11 protein-coding genes are annotated in these 17,462 nt (G+C 69.7%); 7 read left to right on the forward strand and 4 right to left on the reverse strand.

From position 1 onward, the window contains the following. The first annotated feature begins 181 nt into the window (after positions 1-181). Entirely contained in the window at positions 182-2,092 is a 1,911-nt protein-coding gene (locus Q0Q47_RS15075) for a potassium transporter Kup (protein WP_293861322.1), read from the forward strand. An 8-nt stretch (positions 2,093-2,100) separates the two neighbouring features. Here the strand turns inward: Q0Q47_RS15075 and Q0Q47_RS15080 are convergent, their stop codons facing one another. Next, complete coding sequence (locus Q0Q47_RS15080; RefSeq protein ID WP_293861325.1) at positions 2,101-5,835, reverse strand: hydantoinase B/oxoprolinase family protein; 3,735 nt, start codon at positions 5,833-5,835, stop codon at positions 2,101-2,103. Positions 5,836-6,119: 284 nt separating this feature from the next. Here Q0Q47_RS15080 and Q0Q47_RS15085 point away from each other — a divergent pair, with 284 nt between their 5' ends. The 6 genes from Q0Q47_RS15085 to Q0Q47_RS15110 all read left to right on the forward strand — a co-directional run bounded on the left by Q0Q47_RS15085 (position 6,120) and on the right by Q0Q47_RS15110 (position 14,156). Next, a complete protein-coding gene (locus Q0Q47_RS15085) occupies positions 6,120-6,209 on the forward strand; it encodes a K(+)-transporting ATPase subunit F (protein WP_293861328.1) in 90 nt (29 codons plus the stop codon). Between the two features lie 10 nt (positions 6,210-6,219). Next, positions 6,220-7,935, forward strand: coding sequence for a potassium-transporting ATPase subunit KdpA (gene kdpA / locus Q0Q47_RS15090; RefSeq protein WP_293861331.1), 1,716 nt, complete (start codon positions 6,220-6,222; stop codon positions 7,933-7,935). A 75-nt stretch (positions 7,936-8,010) separates the two neighbouring features. Next, a complete protein-coding gene (gene kdpB, locus Q0Q47_RS15095) occupies positions 8,011-10,122 on the forward strand; it encodes a potassium-transporting ATPase subunit KdpB (protein ID WP_293861334.1) in 2,112 nt (703 codons plus the stop codon). A gap of 10 nt (positions 10,123-10,132) precedes the next feature. Beyond that, positions 10,133-10,741 carry a K(+)-transporting ATPase subunit C gene (locus Q0Q47_RS15100; protein ID WP_293861337.1) on the forward strand — a complete coding sequence of 203 codons (609 nt, stop codon included), beginning with the start codon at positions 10,133-10,135 and terminating at the stop codon, positions 10,739-10,741. Between the two features lie 5 nt (positions 10,742-10,746). Further along, entirely contained in the window at positions 10,747-13,467 is a 2,721-nt protein-coding gene (locus Q0Q47_RS15105; RefSeq protein ID WP_293861340.1) for a sensor histidine kinase KdpD, read from the forward strand. Continuing rightward, positions 13,464-14,156, forward strand: coding sequence for a response regulator transcription factor (locus Q0Q47_RS15110; protein WP_293861342.1), 693 nt, complete (start codon positions 13,464-13,466; stop codon positions 14,154-14,156). The genes Q0Q47_RS15105 and Q0Q47_RS15110 overlap by 4 nt, the downstream gene beginning before the upstream one ends. A gap of 34 nt (positions 14,157-14,190) precedes the next feature. Here Q0Q47_RS15110 and Q0Q47_RS15115 read toward each other — a convergent pair whose 3' ends face one another. The 3 genes from Q0Q47_RS15115 to rtcR all read right to left on the reverse strand — a co-directional run bounded on the left by Q0Q47_RS15115 (position 14,191) and on the right by rtcR (position 17,335). Beyond that, positions 14,191-15,036, reverse strand: coding sequence for a hypothetical protein (locus tag Q0Q47_RS15115; RefSeq protein WP_293861345.1), 846 nt, complete (start codon positions 15,034-15,036; stop codon positions 14,191-14,193). Positions 15,037-15,361: 325 nt separating this feature from the next. Continuing rightward, on the reverse strand, positions 15,362-15,643 hold the full coding sequence (locus tag Q0Q47_RS15120; protein WP_293861348.1) for a hypothetical protein: 282 nt from the start codon (positions 15,641-15,643) through the stop codon (positions 15,362-15,364). A gap of 93 nt (positions 15,644-15,736) precedes the next feature. After that, complete coding sequence (rtcR, locus tag Q0Q47_RS15125; RefSeq protein ID WP_293861352.1) at positions 15,737-17,335, reverse strand: RNA repair transcriptional activator RtcR; 1,599 nt, start codon at positions 17,333-17,335, stop codon at positions 15,737-15,739. Positions 17,336-17,462 lie beyond the last annotated feature (127 nt).

Here is a 17,462-nt window from a genome sequence, read left to right on the forward strand (position 1 = left end):
GTCCGTCGATCCTGTGCTGCCTGGCCTGGGCGTGCGGGCCCATCCCCGAGGGCGCGGGGGCCCATGAATCGCATTAAAATCTCATAGTGGCCAGCGGTTTGGGGCTGTTCTGGCCGTGCATCACGGCCATGTTCGGGCTAACCCGGCGCCTCCCGCCCCCGGGCGTTCGGAGCTCCCGGCGATGGCCGCGACGCAGACTGCCACTTCCACCCAGATCCCCCACGCCCACGCGTCCGCCGGCGCCGGCCTCTCGACCCTGACGCTGGGGTGCATCGGCGTCGTCTACGGCGACATCGGCACCAGCCCGCTCTACGCGCTCAAGGAAAGTCTCGGCGCGGCGGCGGGAGGCGGCACCGTGACGGAGCCGATGGTGCTGGGCGTGATCTCGCTCGTGCTGTGGACGCTGATCGTGGTCGTCACGCTGAAATACGTGCTGCTGATCATGAGCATGGACAATGACGGGGAGGGGGGAACGCTCACCCTCATGGCCCTCGTCCAGCGGGTGATGGGTCACCGGGTCCCGGCCGTCGTTCTGCTCGGCATGGCGGGCGCCGCGCTGTTCTACGGCGATGCCGTCATCACCCCGGCCATTTCCGTGCTGTCGGCCGTCGAGGGTCTCAAGCTCTTCGCGCCGGATCTGGATCCGTGGATCGTGCCGATCAGCAGCGTGATCCTGGTGCTGCTGTTCGCGGCGCAGAGCCGCGGCACCGCGACGGTCGCCGTCGTATTCGGGCCCATCATGGTGGTCTGGTTCGCGGCCATCGCGCTCGGCGGGGCGGTTCACGTCGCGGCCGCCCCACGGGTCCTGCTGGCGATCAGCCCGTCCTACGGCGTGCACTTCCTGGCGACGCACGGGGTGGCCGGGCTCGTCGCGCTGGGCGCGGTGTTCCTGGCCGTCACCGGCGCCGAGGCCCTCTACGCCGACATGGGGCACTTCGGCAGCAAGCCCATCCGGCTGGCCTGGCTCGCCTTCGTCCTGCCGGCGCTGGCCCTGTGCTATCTCGGGCAGGGCGCCCTGCTGCTGCAGCACCCCGAGGCGATCGAGAACCCGTTCTACCTGCTGTTTCCGGGCTGGGCCCTGCTGCCCATGGTCGTCCTGGCCACGGCGGCGACCATCATCGCCAGCCAGGCCGTGATCACCGGCGCCTTCTCGATCACCCAGCAGGCCATCCAGCTCGGCCTCCTGCCGCGGACCGAGATCCGGCGGACGTCGGAGACCGAGAAGGGCCAGATTTACGTGCCGCAGGTGAACGCGCTCGTGCTCATGGCCGTCCTGGTCCTGGTCTATGCGTTCAAGTCGTCCAGCGCACTCGCCTCCGCCTACGGCATCGCGGTCACCGGGACCATGGTCGTCACCGCGGTTCTCGCCTTTCTCGTGCTATCGCGGGTCTGGGGGTGGGGACCCGTCAAGGCGGCGGCGCTCGTTCTTCCGTTCCTGCTGATCGACCTCGTCTTCCTCGGGGCCAACATGCTGAAGCTCTTCGACGGTGGATGGCTGCCGCTGTCGATCGGCCTCGCCCTGATGGTGCTGATGCTGACGTGGCGGCGCGGCGCCGGGCTCCTGGCGGACCGCGCGCGGCGCGAGGATGTCCCGCTTCGGCCCTTCATCGCGTCGCTGGAGCGCCGGCCGCCCGAACGGGTGAGGGGCGTCGCGGTGTTTCCCACCGGCGATCCGGACCACGTGCCCAAGGCGCTCCTGCACAACCTCAAGCACAACAAGGTCCTGCACGAGAAGAACGTGATCCTGACGGTGGTGGTGGAGGACGTGCCGCGCTTCGATCCGGCGCGCCGGGCCTCCTGCGAGACCGTCAGCGAGGGCTTCTCGATCGTGCGGCTGCACTTCGGCTTCATGGAGGCGCCCGACGTGCCCAAGGCCCTGCAGGCCTTCAAGGGGCTGGGCTGGAGCTTCAACATCATGAGCACGTCGTTCTACATCTCGCGGCGGGTCCTGCGGCCGGCGCCGCAGTCCCGCCTGCCGCGCTGGCAGGGCAAGCTCTTCATCCGGCTCGCCCGCAACGCCAGCGATGCGAGCGACCACTTCCGCATCCCCAGCGGCCGGACGATCGAGGTCGGCACGCAGGTCAGCGTGTAGGACGGTCCTCAGTCCTGCCCGTCGTCGACGTAGCCGCGCCGCCGGTCGAGCGCGCGGGCCTCGGTCGTTCGCGTGTCGGGATCGCCGTAGCCGCCCCCGCCCGGAAGCTCCAGGACCAGCCGGCGGCCGGCTGGAACGTGCTGCCAGCCCTTGGGTCGCATGGGCGTTCCGTCGTCGAGCCGCACGGCGCCCGCCACCCCGTCCCGCCCGCCGTCGCGACCGCGCGGCGCGTGGCGGACCCGGTCGAACATGGCGGAGAAGTCGAACTCGTGGCCCTCGTCGGGCGCGATCTCCATGACCTGGCCGAGGCCGCCGCGATACCGGCCGTCGCCGCCCGAGCCCGGCCGCAGCTCCTTGCGCCAGATGACGATCGGGCCGGTATGCTCCGTCGCCTCGATCGGCATGGTCTGGACGCCGGACGGGAAGGCGGTGGCCGACAGGCCGTCGAGACCCGGCCGCGCGCCCATGCCGCCCGAGTTGAACATGAGCACCTCGGCGCGGCGTCCGGCGCCGCCGGGTACCGGGCGCACCGAGATGTGGATGTTCCACAAGGCGCCGGCGCCCTCGGCCAGGACGCGGCCGGGCAGGGCCTGCGCCAGCGCGCCCAGCACGAGGTCCGGCACCATGTGGCCGATGACGTGGCGCAGCGCCACGGGGGCCGGCCGCTCCGCCGCCAGGATGCAGGGAGGCGCCGAGACGGTGAAGAAGGCGAGCGACGCGGCGTTGTTGGGAATGTCAGGCGCCACGACGCATTTCAGCGCGTAGCTCGCATAGGCCTTGGTGTAGATCACGGGCACGTTGATGCCGTAGCGGCTGACCGGGGCGGAGCCCGCGAAGTCGACGTGGATGCTCTCGGGCCCGATCGTGACCGCCGCGCGCAGGTGCACGGGCTCGTCGTAGCCGTCCGTGGCGAGCGCGTTGGACCAGGATCCGCGGGGGAGGGCGGCAATGCGCTCGCGCATCGCCGCCTGCGTGCGCGAAAAGATGAAGTCGGCCAAGGCGTCCAGCGTCTGGATGCCGCTCTCGCGCATCATGTCGACGAGCCGGCGATGGCCGACGTCGTTGCAGGCCGCCAGCGAATAGAAATCGCCAACGACCTGGTTGGGCTCGCGCACGTTGCGGTGGATCATGCGCACGAGGTCCCGGTTCACGACGCCGCGCTCGGCGAACTTCATGATCGGGATCTGGATGCCCTCCTCGTAGACGGACTTGGCGTCGGCGCCGAAGCCGCGGCCCCCGACGTCCACCACGTGGGCCGTGCAGGCGAAGAAGCCGACGAGCTCGCCATCGAAGAACGACGGCGATACCATGGTGATGTCGTGCAGGTGGCCGGTGCCGAGCCAGGGGTCGTTGGTGACGTAGGTGTCGCCCTCGAACATCTCCGCCCGGGGGATCTCGTCCATGAAGTTGCGCACCGCGGCCGCCATCGTGTTCACGTGACCGGGCGTGCCCGTCACGGCCTGGGCGAGCATGCGGCCCTGCGGGTCGAACACGCCGGCCGACAGGTCGCCGGCCTCGCGCACCGAGGTGGAGAACGCCGTGCGCAGGAGCGTCTTCGCCTGCTCCTCGACGACCGCGATGAGCCGGTTCCACATCACCTGCATGCGGACGTCGCTGACGGCGGTCTGCTGCGACCGTGACGAAAGGTCCGGGCGGGTCTCCTTGCGCACGAGCAGGATGCTGCCGTCAGTCTGGATGACGGCGTCGAACCGGGCGGTCACGACGGTCGAGGTCTCCCGCTCGACGATCACGGCGGGGCCGGTGACGCGGTCGCCCGCCTGGAGCCCAGACCGCTCGACGATGGCGGCGGTGACCATACGCTCGTCCACCGGATCGAAGACGTCCCGCGCGAGGGGCGCGGCGACGGCCCGGCCCTGCTCCACCAGCCGATGGCGCGCCGGCACGGTGCGTTCGTCGCTCGCCTTGACCGACCAGGTGACGACCTCGATCTCCAGGTCTTTCAGGGCGTCGATGGCACGACCGAAGAAGCGGGCATAGGCCTCGCGGAACGCCGTCGCCAGCCGTTGGCCGGCGTCCTCGCCGAAGGCGGCCTCGGCGAGGGGGACGGGGATTTCCCAGCCTTGGCCGGCGTAGCGCATGAAGGCCGTGGTCGCGAAGGAGACCGGCCCGGCGGTGCCTTCGCGGACGAAGCGGCCCGCCAGCCCCCGCAGGTCGGCGAGCAGGGCGTTCGCCTCCGCCGGGTCGAAGCGCGACAGCCGCATCAGGTGGGACGTCACGGCCTCGTAGCCGAACGGCGCCTTCAGGAAGCCGATGGCCGAGCCGACGCCCGCACCCTGCGGCACGAGGCACCGCTCGAGGCCGAGCTTCTCGCACAGACGGGCGGCATGCAGCGGGGCGGCGCCGCCAAAGGCGATCATGACGCTGTCGGAGATGGTCTTGCCGTTCTCCACCGCATGGACGCGCGCCGCGTTCGCCATGTTCTCGTCGACCACCTCGCCGATGCCGAAGGCGGCCGACAGCGGGTCCAGTCCCAGCCGCCCGCCGACGTCGCGGAGGATCGCCGCCCGCGCCGCCGCCGCGTCGAGGGCGATGGCCCCGCCGGCGAAATTCAGCGGGTCGATCTTGCCCAGGACGAGGTCCGCGTCGGTGATGGCGGGCCGCTCGCCGCCGCGGCCGTAGCAGGCCGGCCCGGGCTCCGAGCCGGCGCTTTCCGGTCCGGTCTGGATGCGGCCCAAGGCGTCGACCCAGGCGATGGATCCGCCACCCGCGCCGATCTCGATCATCTCGATCACCGGGATCGAGATGGGCATGCCGGAGCCCTTGCTGAATCGCCAGGTCCGGGCGACCTCGAAGGTGCGCGCGGTCTGCGGCGCGAAATCGTCGATCAGGCAGATCTTCGCCGTGGTGCCTCCCATGTCGTAGGAGACCACGCTGTCGAGGTCGAAGCGCCGCGCGATGTCGGCGGCGAAGATGGCGCCACCCGCCGGCCCAGATTCCACGAGGCGCACCGGGAAGGCCGCTGCCGTTTCCACGGAGATCAGGCCGCCGCCCGAGTGGATCATGAACACGGGGCAGCCGACCCCCATGTCCTTCAGCCTGGTCTGGAGCCGCGCGAGGTAGCTCGCCATGAGCGGCTGCACGTAGGCGTTGGCGCAGACTGTGTTGAACCGCTCGTACTCCCGCATCTGCGGGGAGACCTCGGCGCTGATCGAGATCGGGACCGAAAGCCTCCGGGCGAGGATGTCGCGGGCCCGACGTTCGTGGTCGGCGTTCATGTAGGCGTGGATGAACCCCACCGCGACCGCGCCGAACTCCTCGGCCGCGATCCGCTCGGCCAGTGCGTGCAGGCCGGCCTCGTCGAGGGGCTGGAGCTCGCGTCCGTCGGCGGCGATGCGCCCGGCCACCGTGAAGCGGTGATCGCGCGGGACGAGGGGAGGGGGCAGGCTGATGTCGAGGTCGTACTGTTCGAACCGGCTCTCGGTGCGCATCTCGATGACGTCGCGGAAGCCCTGCGTGGTGACCAGCGCCGTCTTGGCGCCACGCCGCTCGATGAGCGCGTTGGTCGCCAGCGTCGTGCCGTGGATGACCATGCCGATTTCGCCCGGCGCGATGCCGGCATCGCGGGCCACGATGGCCACCCCGTCGAGGATGGCCTGTTCCGGGGCCGCGTAGGTGGTGAGCACCTTGGTCGAGAACAGGGTGCCGCGAACGTCCAGGACGATGTCCGTGAAGGTGCCGCCGATGTCGGCGCCGAGGCGGATGTCGTTGGATCGCTGGGGCATGGGCGTGGTCCGGCTGCTGTCTCGCCCGCGACCCTGCCACAGGCGAGAGCGCTTCGGCCAGCGCCGGCCCTTATGGTTTCTTTATGCCCCGACCCCGCCGGGCCGCTCGAATCCTTATGCCCGCGGCGCGAGGTATCCGGCAGTCGATGATGCCCCGTCCTCGTGGGACGGAGCCAGACTGCGAGGACTTCCATGTTCGACATCGTGCTCGTCGGAGCCGGCCTCGCCTTCTTCCTGTTCGCGGTCGGCTATGCCGTCCTGTGCGAGCGGCTGTGAGGCGCGCCATGAGCTTCGATTTTCTCCTGGGAGGCGTCGTGACGCTCGGCCTCCTCGTCTATCTCACCTACGCCCTCGTGCGTCCCGAGCGCTTCTGAGGACCCGGCCATGACACTCAACGGCTGGATGCAGATCGCCGTCTACTGCCTCGTCGTGCTGGCGCTCGTGAAGCCGCTCGGCCTGTACATGACCCATGTGTTCACGGGGGAACGCACCTGGCTCAGCCCCGTGCTCCGTCCCGTCGAGCGGGTCCTCTACCGCCTCTGCGGCATCGACGAGAAGCACGAGCAGCACTGGCTCGCCTACACCGTCGCCATGCTCGTGTTCCACGTCGGCGGCTTCCTGCTCCTCTACGCGGTGCTGCGCCTGCAGCACATGCTTCCGTTCAATCCGGAGGCGCAGGGGCCGATGGCCGAGGATCTCGCCTTCAACACGAGCGCGAGCTTCGTCACCAACACCAACTGGCAGAACTACGGGGGCGAGAGCACGCTCTCCTACCTGTCGCAGATGCTGGGCCTCACGCACCAGAACTTCCTGTCGGCGGCCACCGGCATCGTCCTCGCCATCGCGCTGATCCGGGGCTTTGCCCGGCGGTCCGCCCGGACGGTGGGTTCGTTCTGGGTGGATCTCACCCGCTGCACCCTCTACGTGCTGCTGCCGCTTTGCATCCCGCTGACGCTCTTCTACGTGTGGCAGGGCGTGCCGCAGACGCTGGCCGCCTCCCTTCATGCGACGACGCTCGAAGGCGCGCAGCAGACCATCGCGGTCGGTCCGGTGGCCAGCCAGCTCGCCATCAAGATGCTCGGCACCAATGGCGGCGGGTTCTTCAACGCCAATTCGGCCCACCCGTTCGAGAACCCGACCGCGCTGTCCAATTTCGTGCAGATGGTGACGATCTTCGCGCTAGGGGCGGCGCTCACCAACGTCTTCGGGCGGATGGTCGGCGACCAGCGCCAGGGCTGGGCCATCCTGGCCGCCATGGGCGTGATGTTCCTCGCCGGCGTCGCGGTGACCGTCTGGTCCGAGGCAGCCGGAAGCCCCGTGCTGAACGCGCTGGGGCTCCAGGGCGGCAACATGGAAGGCAAGGAGCTTCGCTTCGGCATCGTCGGCTCGGCCCTGTTCGCGGTCATCACCACGGCGGCCTCGTGCGGCGCGGTGAACGCCATGCACGACAGCTTCACCGCGCTGGGCGGCATGATCCCCATGATCAACATGCAGCTCGGCGAGATCATCGTCGGCGGCGTCGGCGCGGGTCTCTACGGCATGCTGGTCTTCGTCGTGGTGACCATCTTCGTCGCCGGGCTCATGGTCGGGCGGACGCCGGAGTATCTCGGCAAGAAGATCGAGGCGCGGGAGGTGAAGATGGCCATGCTCGCCATCCTGTGCCTGCCGCTGATGATGCTCGGCGGCACCGCCGTCGCCGTGGTGCTGCCCTCGGCCGTCGCGTCGATCGCCAATCCCGGGCCGCACGGCTTCTCGGAGATCCTCTACGCCTATACCTCGGCGGCCTCCAACAACGGCTCGGCCTTCGGCGGCCTCTCGGGCAACACGGTCTACTACAACCTGACCCTTGCCGCCGGCATGCTCGTCGGACGCTTCTTCGTCATCATCCCGGCCATGGCGATCGCCGGTTCGCTCGCCGCCAAGAAGACGGTCCCGGCCTCGACCGGAACCTTCCCGACCCACGGGGCGCTCTTCGTGGGCCTGCTGGTCGGCGTGATCCTGATCGTCGGCGGGCTCACCTTCTTCCCGTCGCTGGCCGTGGGCCCGATCGTCGAGCACCTCGCCGGTGCCGCGGGCCAGACCTTCTCCTCTGGCAGCTGACGCCGCGGCAGGGCCGGGCGCGCGGCGCCCGGTCCCTCCCATCCTCCCCCGTTTCACCTCTTTCCGGAGCCAGCCATGGCGAAGGCCCAGTCCAGCGTCTTCGACGCTCGCATACTCTCCACCGCGTCCATCGACGCCTTCAGAAAACTCGACCCGCGGCTGATGATCCGCAATCCGGTCATGTTCGTCCTCGAGGTCGTGGCGACGCTCACCACCGTGCTGCTCGTGCGCGACGTCGTGTCCGGGGCGAGCGACCTCGGCTTCTCCCTTCAGATCGTGCTGTGGCTCTGGTTCACGGTGCTGTTCGCCAATTTTGCCGAGGCCGTCGCGGAGGGCCGTGGCAAGGCCCAGGCCGATGCGCTGCGACGCACCCGCACGGAGACGCAGGCGAAGCTCCTCAACGGGGCGTCCGCCGCCGTCGGCGGCCCGCGCAGCGGCGCCGAGCTCGTGGCGGGCACCAGCCTGAAGGTCGGCGACGTCGTCCTGGTGGAGGCCGGCGACATCATTCCCTCCGACGGCGAGGTCATCGAAGGCGTGGCCTCGGTCAACGAGGCGGCGATCACGGGTGAATCGGCTCCCGTCATCCGCGAGAGCGGCGGCGACCGGTCAGCCGTGACGGGCGGGACGCTCGTCCTGTCCGACTGGATCCGCGTGCGCATCACGGCGGCGTCCGGATCCACCTTCCTCGACCGCATGATCGGCCTCGTCGAGGGCGCCTCGCGCCAGAAGACGCCGAACGAGATCGCCCTCAACATCCTGCTGGCCGGGCTGACCATCGTCTTCGTCTTCGCCGTCGCCTCGATCCCGAGCTTTGCCGCCTATGCCGGCGGCACCATCTCGATGGTCGTGCTCGTGGCGCTCTTCGTCACGCTGATCCCGACCACGATCGGCGCGTTGCTGTCGGCCATCGGCATCGCCGGAATGGACCGCCTCGTGCGCTTCAACGTGCTGGCCATGTCGGGCCGCGCCGTCGAGGCGGCCGGCGACGTGGATACGCTGCTGCTCGACAAGACCGGGACGATCACGCTCGGCAACCGCCAGGCGACCGCTTTCCTGCCGGTGCGCGGCGTCAGCGAGCGCGACCTTGCCGACGCGGCCCAGCTCGCCTCGCTGGCCGACGAGACCCCGGAGGGCCGCTCGATCGTGGTGCTGGCCAAGGACAAGCACGACATCCGGGCGCGCGACATGACGGCGCTCAACGCCCAGTTCGTGCCGTTCACGGCCCAATCGCGCATGAGCGGCGTGGACGTGGACGGCTCGAGCGTGCGCAAGGGCGCGGTCGAGGCGATCCTGGCGAGCCTCGGACACGGCCAGGCGTCGACCATCCGCCAGGGCGCGACGCTCCTGGCCCGCGCCGGGACGCTGACGGACGACGCCCGCGAGATCCTGACGCTTGCCGAGGGCGTGTCGAAGGCAGGCGGCACCCCGCTCGCCGTGGCCCGCGACGGCAGGCTGCTCGGCATCGTCCACCTGAAGGACATCGTGAAGGGCGGCATCCGCGAGCGCTTCGCCGAGCTGCGCCGCATGGGCATCCGCACGGTGATGATCACCGGCGACAATCCGCTGACGGCCGCCGCGATCGCCGCCGAAGCCGGTGTCGACGACTTCCTGGCAGAGGCGACGCCCGAGGACAAGCTGCGCCTGATCCGCGAGGAACAGGCCCAGGGCAAGCTCGTGGCCATGTGCGGCGACGGCACCAACGACGCCCCGGCACTGGCCCAGGCCGACGTCGGCGTGGCCATGAACACCGGCACGGTGGCGGCGCGCGAGGCCGGCAACATGGTCGACCTCGACAGCGACCCCACCAAGCTCATCGAGATCGTCGAGATCGGCAAGCAGCTGCTGATGACCCGTGGGGCGCTGACGACGTTCTCGATCGCCAACGACGTGGCCAAGTACTTCGCCATCATCCCGGCGATGTTCGTCGCCTTCTATCCGCAGCTGCAGGCCCTGAACGTGATGAACCTCGCCACGCCGCAGAGCGCCATCCTGTCGGCCATCATCTTCAACGCGCTGATCATCATCGCGCTGATCCCGCTGGCGCTGCGCGGCGTGCGCTACCGCCCCGTGGGCGCCGCCTCGCTGCTGCGCCGCAACCTCCTCGTCTACGGCCTCGGCGGCATCCTGATCCCCTTTGTCGGGATCAAGGCCATCGACGTCGTCGTCGCCGCCCTTCACCTCGCCTGAGGACATGACCATGTTCGCCCATCTTCGTCCCGCGCTCGTCCTTCTCGTCGCGCTCACCGCGATCACCGGCCTTGCCTACCCGCTCGCCATGACGGGCCTGTCGGCCGCCGTGTTCCCCCGGGAGGCCGAGGGCAGCATCGTCCGGGGGCCCGACGGTACGCCGCTGGGGTCCTCGCTGATCGGTCAGTCCTTCACCAGCGATCGCTACTTCCACGGCCGCCCGTCGGCCACCGTGGCGCCGGATCCGAGCGACGCGAGCAAGACCGTCGCCGCGCCCTACAACGCGGCGAACTCCGGTGGCTCGAACCTCGGCCCGACGAACCAGGCCCTCGCCGACCGGGTGAAGGGCGACATGGCGATCCTTAAGGCCGAGAACCCCGGCGCGGCGGTCCCGGTCGATCTCGTGACGACGTCCGCCTCCGGCCTCGATCCCCACATCTCACCGCAGGCCGCTCTCTTCCAGGTGCCGCGCGTGGCCAGGAGCCGCGGGGTGCCCGAGGAGCGTCTGGGGGACCTCGTGGCGCAGGCCACCGAGGGCAGGGTCCTGGGGCTCTTCGGCGAGCCCCGTGTTAACGTGCTTGAGCTCAACCTGAAGCTGGATTCGCTCTCCACACGCTGATTGGCATGCTCGACGACCCGCGCGCACCCGACAAGAGACCGTCGCCGGAGGCCCTGCTCGACGAGGCCCGGCGGGAGGGCGGTGCGCGCGGACGTCTCAAGATCTTCCTGGGCGCCGCTCCGGGCGTCGGCAAGACCTACGAGATGCTCACGGCCGCCCGCGCCAAGCAGCGCGAGGGGCTGGACGTCGTCGCCGCCGTCGTCGAGACGCATGGCCGCGTCGAGACGCAGGCGCTGCTGGACGGGCTCCCTGTCCTGCCGCGCCGACAGATCGAGCATCGCACGGGCAAGCTCGACGAGCTCGACCTCGATGCTCTCCTGGCGCGGCGCCCGGCGCTGGCCCTCATCGACGAGCTCGCCCACAGCAACGCGCCCGGCAGCCGCCATCCCAAGCGCTACCAGGACGTCGAGGAGGTGCTGGACGCTGGCATCGACGTCTACACCACCCTGAACATCCAGCATGTCGAGAGCCTGAACGACGTCGTGGCGCAGATCACGCGGGTCCGCGTCCGCGAGACGGTGCCGGATTCGGTGCTGGACCGGGCGGACGACATCGAGATCGTCGACCTGTCGCCGGACGACCTGCTGCAGCGGCTGCGCGAGGGCAAGGTCTACGTGCCGCGCCAGGCGGAACGGGCGCTCGCCCATTTCTTCTCCCGCGGCAATCTCACCGCGCTGCGCGAGCTCGCCCTGCGTCGCACCGCGCAGCGGGTCGACGAGCAGCTCGTCAGCCACATGCAGGCCCACGCCATCCCGGGCCCTTGGGCGGCCGGGGAGCACGTGCTGGTGTGCATCAACGAGGACGCCCGCTCGGCGGGGCTGGTCCGCTACGCCAAGCGCCTCGCCGACCGGCTGAAGGCACCCTGGACGGCGCTCGTCGTCGAGAACCGCAGGAGTGCGCGTCTCACGGAAAGCCAGCGCGACCGCATCGCCGATGCCCTGCGGCTCGCCCACAGGCTGGGGGCGGAGACGGAGACCCTGCCCGGTTCGGGCGAGGTCGCCGACGACATCGTGGCGCACGCCCGCGACACCAACGTCACCCACATCGTCGTCGGCAAGTCCAACCGCTCGCGCTGGTTCGAGCTGGTGAACGGCTCGGTGGTTCATGACCTGGTCCGCCGCTCGGGCAACATCAGCGTCCACGTGATCGCCGGGGACGAGCCGGCGGCCGAGGCCGAGCCGCGCCGGCCCGAGACCACGCCGGCGGCCGAGCGGCGCGACGCGCGCCCCTTCGTCGTGGCCGCGCTGTCGGTCGCGGCGGCGCTCGGGATCGCGCTCATGGCGGAGCCCTTCGTCGGCGTCGAGAACGTCGACCTCGTGCTCCTGTGCTCCGTGGTCACCACGGCCATCGGTTACGGTCTCTACCCGTCCCTGCTGGCGGTGGCGCTGTCGTCTCTGGCCTACAACTTCTTCTTCATTCCGCCGACCTTCACCTTCTCCGTCGCCGACCCGCGGCACGTGGCGGCGCTGTTCTTCTTCGCGCTCGTGGCCGTGCTCGTGTCCAACGTCGCCGCGCGGTCGCGCCAGGATGCGGTGATGGCGCGCAGCCGGGCGCGGGCGACGGAAGCCCTCTACGGCTTCAGCCGGAAGCTCGCGAGCTGCGGGACGCTGGACGACGTGCTGTGGGCGACCGCCTACCAGATCGCGTCCATGCTGAGGGTGCGGGTCGTGATCCTGCTGCCCGGTCCCGACGGTCTGACGGTGCGCACCGGCTATCCGCCCGAGGACGAACTCGACCAGGCGGACTACGGGGCCGCGAAGTGGGCCTTCGACAATGCGCGGGCCGCGGGCCGAGGCGCCGATACCCTGCCGGGCGCGCGGCGTCTCTTCCTGCCGATGCCGACGGGCAGGGGGCTCGTGGGCGTCGTGGGGCTCGACAACGACAGGCCGGGGCCGATCCTCACGCCCGAGCAGCAGAGGCTGCTGGACAGCCTGATCGACCAGGGCGCCCTGGCGATCGAGCGCGTGCACCTGGTGGAGGACCTGGAGGGAGCCCGGCTGAACGAGGAGACGGACCGGCTGCGCCAGGCGCTCCTCACCTCGATTTCCCACGACCTGAAGACGCCGCTGGCCTCGGTGCTGGGCTCGGCGCAGGTGATGCGCGACCTCGGCGACCGGCTCGACGCGCCGGGCCGGGCCGAGCTCCTGGGCACGGTCATCGAGGAGGCCGAGCGCCTCAACCGCTTCATCGCCAACCTCCTGGACATGACGAAGCTGGAGTCCGGTGCGGTCGTGCCCAACATCCAGAACCACGACCTGCGCGACCTCGTCGGAGTGACGCTGCGCCGGGCCGCCAAGGTGATGCAGGAGCATCGGCTGGACCTGCGGATCGCCCAGGACCTGCCGCCGGTGCGCGCCGATGCGGTGCTCTTCGAGCAGGTGCTGTTCAACGTGCTCGACAACGCGGCCAAATATGCCGAGGCGGGCACCGCGATCCGCGTCGAGGCCCTGCGCGACGGCGACGGCGCCCGCATCGACGTCGTCGACGAGGGACCGGGCATTCCGGCCGGGGCCGAGGAGACGATCTTCGAGAAGTTCTATCGCGCGCAGAAAGGCGACCACGTTCGGCCCGGAACGGGCCTCGGGTTGCCCATCGCCCGGGGGCTGATCGAGGCGATCGGGGGCGGCATTTCCGCGGCCAGCCGCACCGACCGGCCCGGAGCCATCTTCACGCTGCGGCTCGCCGGGGCCCAGGCCGCGGCAGACGACATGGAACGGCTCGCATGAACACATCCGTCCGCGTGCTGGTGGTCGACGACGAGCCGGCGATCCGCCGTCTCCTGCGCGTCGGTCTCGGCGCCTACGACTACCAGGTGTTCGAGGCCCCGAACGGCGCCAGCGCCCTGCGGATGATCGAGCAGGAGGGTCCGCACGTGGTGATCCTCGATCTCGGGCTGCCCGACATCGGCGGCTTCGAGCTCCTGCGCATGATCCGCGAGCGCAACCCGAAGCTGCCGATCCTCGTGCTGTCGAGCCGCGGCGACGAGGCCGGGAAGGTCCAGGCTCTCGACCTCGGCGCGGACGATTACGTGACCAAGCCCTTCGGGATGGACGAACTCACAGCCCGCATCCGCAATGCCCTGCGGCACCAGCTCGCGGTCGAGGGTGAGCGACCGGTGTTCCGCGTCGGCGACCTCGGCGTCGACCTGGTGCGGCGCGTCGTGACGATGGGGGAGCGCGAGGTGAAGCTCTCGCCGAAGGAGTACGACGTGCTGCGGCTGCTGGTGCACCACGCGGGCAAGGTTCTCACCCACGCCCACATCCTGCGCGAGGTCTGGGGCGCGGCCACCGATCCGCAATATCTGCGCGTCTACGTGCGCCAGCTGCGCACCAAGCTCGAGCCGAACCCCGACCAGCCCGTCTACATCCTCACCGAAACGGGCGTCGGCTATCGGCTCCGGGCACCGGACGCGTGACCGCCGCCGTGAGCTGGGCGCGGTGCGTGGGGCGCTATCGGTCGTTTCTCCGCAGGAGTTGTTCGAGCTGCCGATCGATCGCGTCCGGCCAGGGAACCGGCTGCGGGATGGTCAGTCCCGCAGGGCGACGGGCGGGGAGAGGCGCGGATCCGTCCGAGGGGGGGCCGCCTGAAATGGCTTTGCCCGGGGCGGGCATGTTGACGACGTAAACCTCCTGCGGCTGGGGCTGCGCTACGTCGGCGAAGGCGATGTCGAGGATCTGGGTGTCGGTCCTCTGCGCGGAGGCGCCCAATCCCAGGCCGAAGCTTCCGGGCGCGCGCACCGGCAGGAGCGTGAAATCGGCAGACGCCCGCGCCGATTTCGTGACGACGAACTCGACCGTATAACCGATGGTGGCAGGATGCCGGCCCTGCTTGCCGTTTTCGAACGCGCCGATCGCGCTGTCGAGCCACTCCGCAATCTTGAGGTCGCCCTCCAGTCCGGTGCCGTCGTTCGACTTGCAGGACTCGCGCTTCGCGGCGTCCTTCATCGTCAGCCGATAAGTGAGTGTCGCGAGGCGTTTGGACGCTGACGACGCGGAGAGCGACAGCCCCGTGCCGAAAAGGTCGCCTCCGGCGCCGCCTGCCAATCCCACGAGTGCTGCCGCCGTCGGGGCCACCGTGCCGCTTTCGTCGACGCGCAGCGTCAACGTGTATCCGGCGCCCCAGGTCTTGAACCATGCTCTTTCGGCCGGCGTCTTTTGTGCGATGCCAGCCAATTCGCACTCGATACGCTGGGCTATGGCCTTGGGTGAAACGCCCGGACCGCTTGGCAGCGTCGGAACGCTGGAACAGCCTGCGACGGCAAGGCAGCACGACGCACTGACAATACGGATCTTCATGACCGTCTTCCCCCCGGGGGGGTAGACTGTCATGAAGACCCGGATTTGATCAATTTCAGAGTTGCCGGCCAGGTGCTGCCGCGGCATCGGCGCGGCTCGCTTTGTCAGGCAGGCACCGCAAGGTCTGGAGCCGCCGGCGCTCCCTCATGGAGCCGGGCTCGGAGAAACACGGACCGGCATTCCCCGAATGGCGGCGATGCCGCCACCGGGGTACACACGGTCCCGGCGGCCGAGGCCGCCCGCCCATCATGGGCGTTTCCTCCCTCAAGACTTGGGCCGCCGCTTGTGCGGCCTTTTTTCTTGAGTGCCGCCGGGCTCGATCGGCTTACGAGCAGCGGCGGATGCGCCGGACCACCGTGTCGCCGCTCGGCGTGGTGCGGCGGACGGTCGTGACCTTGCACACCGAGCCGGTGCGATCGATCGAACGGTAGCGCTTGCGCACCACGACGCGGTCGTCGTTGTGGCGCCAGTTGTGCATCCGGCCGTGGCGAACGTCGTCGCGCACGACGACGCGCGGACCGCCGTCCCCACGGATCGTGACGCTCTGCGCGAAGACCGGAGCCGAGAAGGCGAGGGTGGCGGCGAGGGCGAGGGCAAGCTGACGCATGATGATCTCCGGTTTGTCGTGACAGGCCAGACAAACCGCCGGGCGGGCCGTGTGGTTCCCGGAGCTGGACGTTGCGCACACCCGCGGTGGGGCCTAGCCCAAGGTTGAGAGGTCCTCGAAACGCAGGTCGAAGCGGGCAAGATACTTGCGCAGGCGGTCCGCATCGTTGCCGCTCGCCTTGCGGGCGCGGGACACGGCGAAGAGTTCGCGCCCGGCGGCGCTGAGGCTTCGGCTGCGCCGGCAGACGGCGATGACGGTTTCGAGTTGCGCCATGTCGAAGAGGTCGAGCGGCGGGGCCTGCGGACCCAACACCTGCGCGACCAGCCCATGCCCGGCGTCGGAGGCGGCTCCCCACTGGCGCCGGAGGCGCGCGATTTCATCGCGGACCGTGATCTCGTCGATGCGCCCCAACGGCGCGAGGGTCGCCATCCGGGTGACGGAGGCCGAGAGATCGCGGAAATTGCCGCGCCAGGCGGCGTCCGGCGCCGTGGCGAAGGCCAGATAGAGGGTGCGCGCCTCGGCATTGAAGCTGGCCTTGCGCTTCTCGCGCTCGCTGAAGCGGAGCAGTTCGTAGTCGAGGTTGGGCGCGATGTCCTCCCGCCGGTCGCGCAGCGGCGGCAACTCGAAGGTCCACAGGTTGAGCCGGGCATAGAGGTCTTCGCGGAAGCGCCCGCGCGAGACCTCCTGGCCGAGGTCGCGGTTCGTGCCGGCGATGAGCTGGAAGTCGGAGGTCGTGTCGCGGTCGGCGCCCACCGGCAGGAACCGTTTCTCCTCGATCGCGCGCAGGCACATGGCCTGCTCGTCAAGGCCCAGTTCGCCGATCTCGTCGAGGAACAGCACGCCCCCGTCGGCGCCCTTCATCAAGCCGGCCCGCTCCGCCTGGGCGCCGGTGAAGGCGCCGCGCACGTGGCCGAAGAGCGTCGACATGGCCTGGTCGCCGCGCAAGGTGGCGCAGTTCACCTCCACGAAAGCCCCCGACACCTGCCGCTGGGCCTTCTTGAGATCGTAGATGCGCCGGGCGAGCTGGGACTTTCCCGCGCCCGTGGGCCCGGTGAGCAGCACGGGTGCCCGGGAGCGAAGCGCGACCTTCTCGATCTCGTCGATCATCCGGTTGAAGGCCGGATTGAGCGTGGCGATGCCCGACTTCAGGTAGGACGTCGCCTCCTGCTTCTCCGCCGCGAAGCGGGTGGCGATCGCGTCGTAGCGCGAGAGGTCCAGGTCGATGACGACGTGCGTCCCGGCCCAGTCCTTCTCGCCGTCGCCGCGCTTGGGGGGCGACAGCTGCAGCAGCCGGCCGGGCACGTAGCGGGCCTCCGTCAGGAGGAACCAGCAGATCTGGGCCACGTGCGTGCCCGTGGTGATGTTGACGAGGTAATCCTCGCGCTCGGGCTCGAAGGCATAGGCGTTCGAGAATTGCCGCAACGCCGAATAGACCTCGGAAAAGTCCCAGGGGTCCTTGAGCTCCAGCACGTGGCGGCGGACGTCGGTCGCGGGGGACACCTCCGCGATGTCGGCCCGGACGCGGGCGAAGAGAGCGTCGGAGTGTCTGTCGGTGAGGAGTTCCAGGCGGTCGACGAAGAGGCCCGGCTGCTGGCACAGGGCCACCGTGGGCCGCCACTTCTGCCAGCGCTCCTGCGACCGTCCCGTATCGAGGGTCGTGCCGAGAAAGCCTAGAACGACACGTCGACGCATTTATCTGGTCCTCTATCTTCTTATCCTATCTTATCGAATGCCGTGCGGCCTGTCGATGGCTTGGCATGCGGTGTCACGCTGTACGAAAGTTTTTTTGTCTCGCGTTTCCCGTCACTTGGTCGTTCCG

Origin of the sequence: uncultured Alsobacter sp., from assembly GCF_945952055.1 — a bacterium.
GTDB lineage: Bacteria > Pseudomonadota > Alphaproteobacteria > Rhizobiales > Beijerinckiaceae > Alsobacter.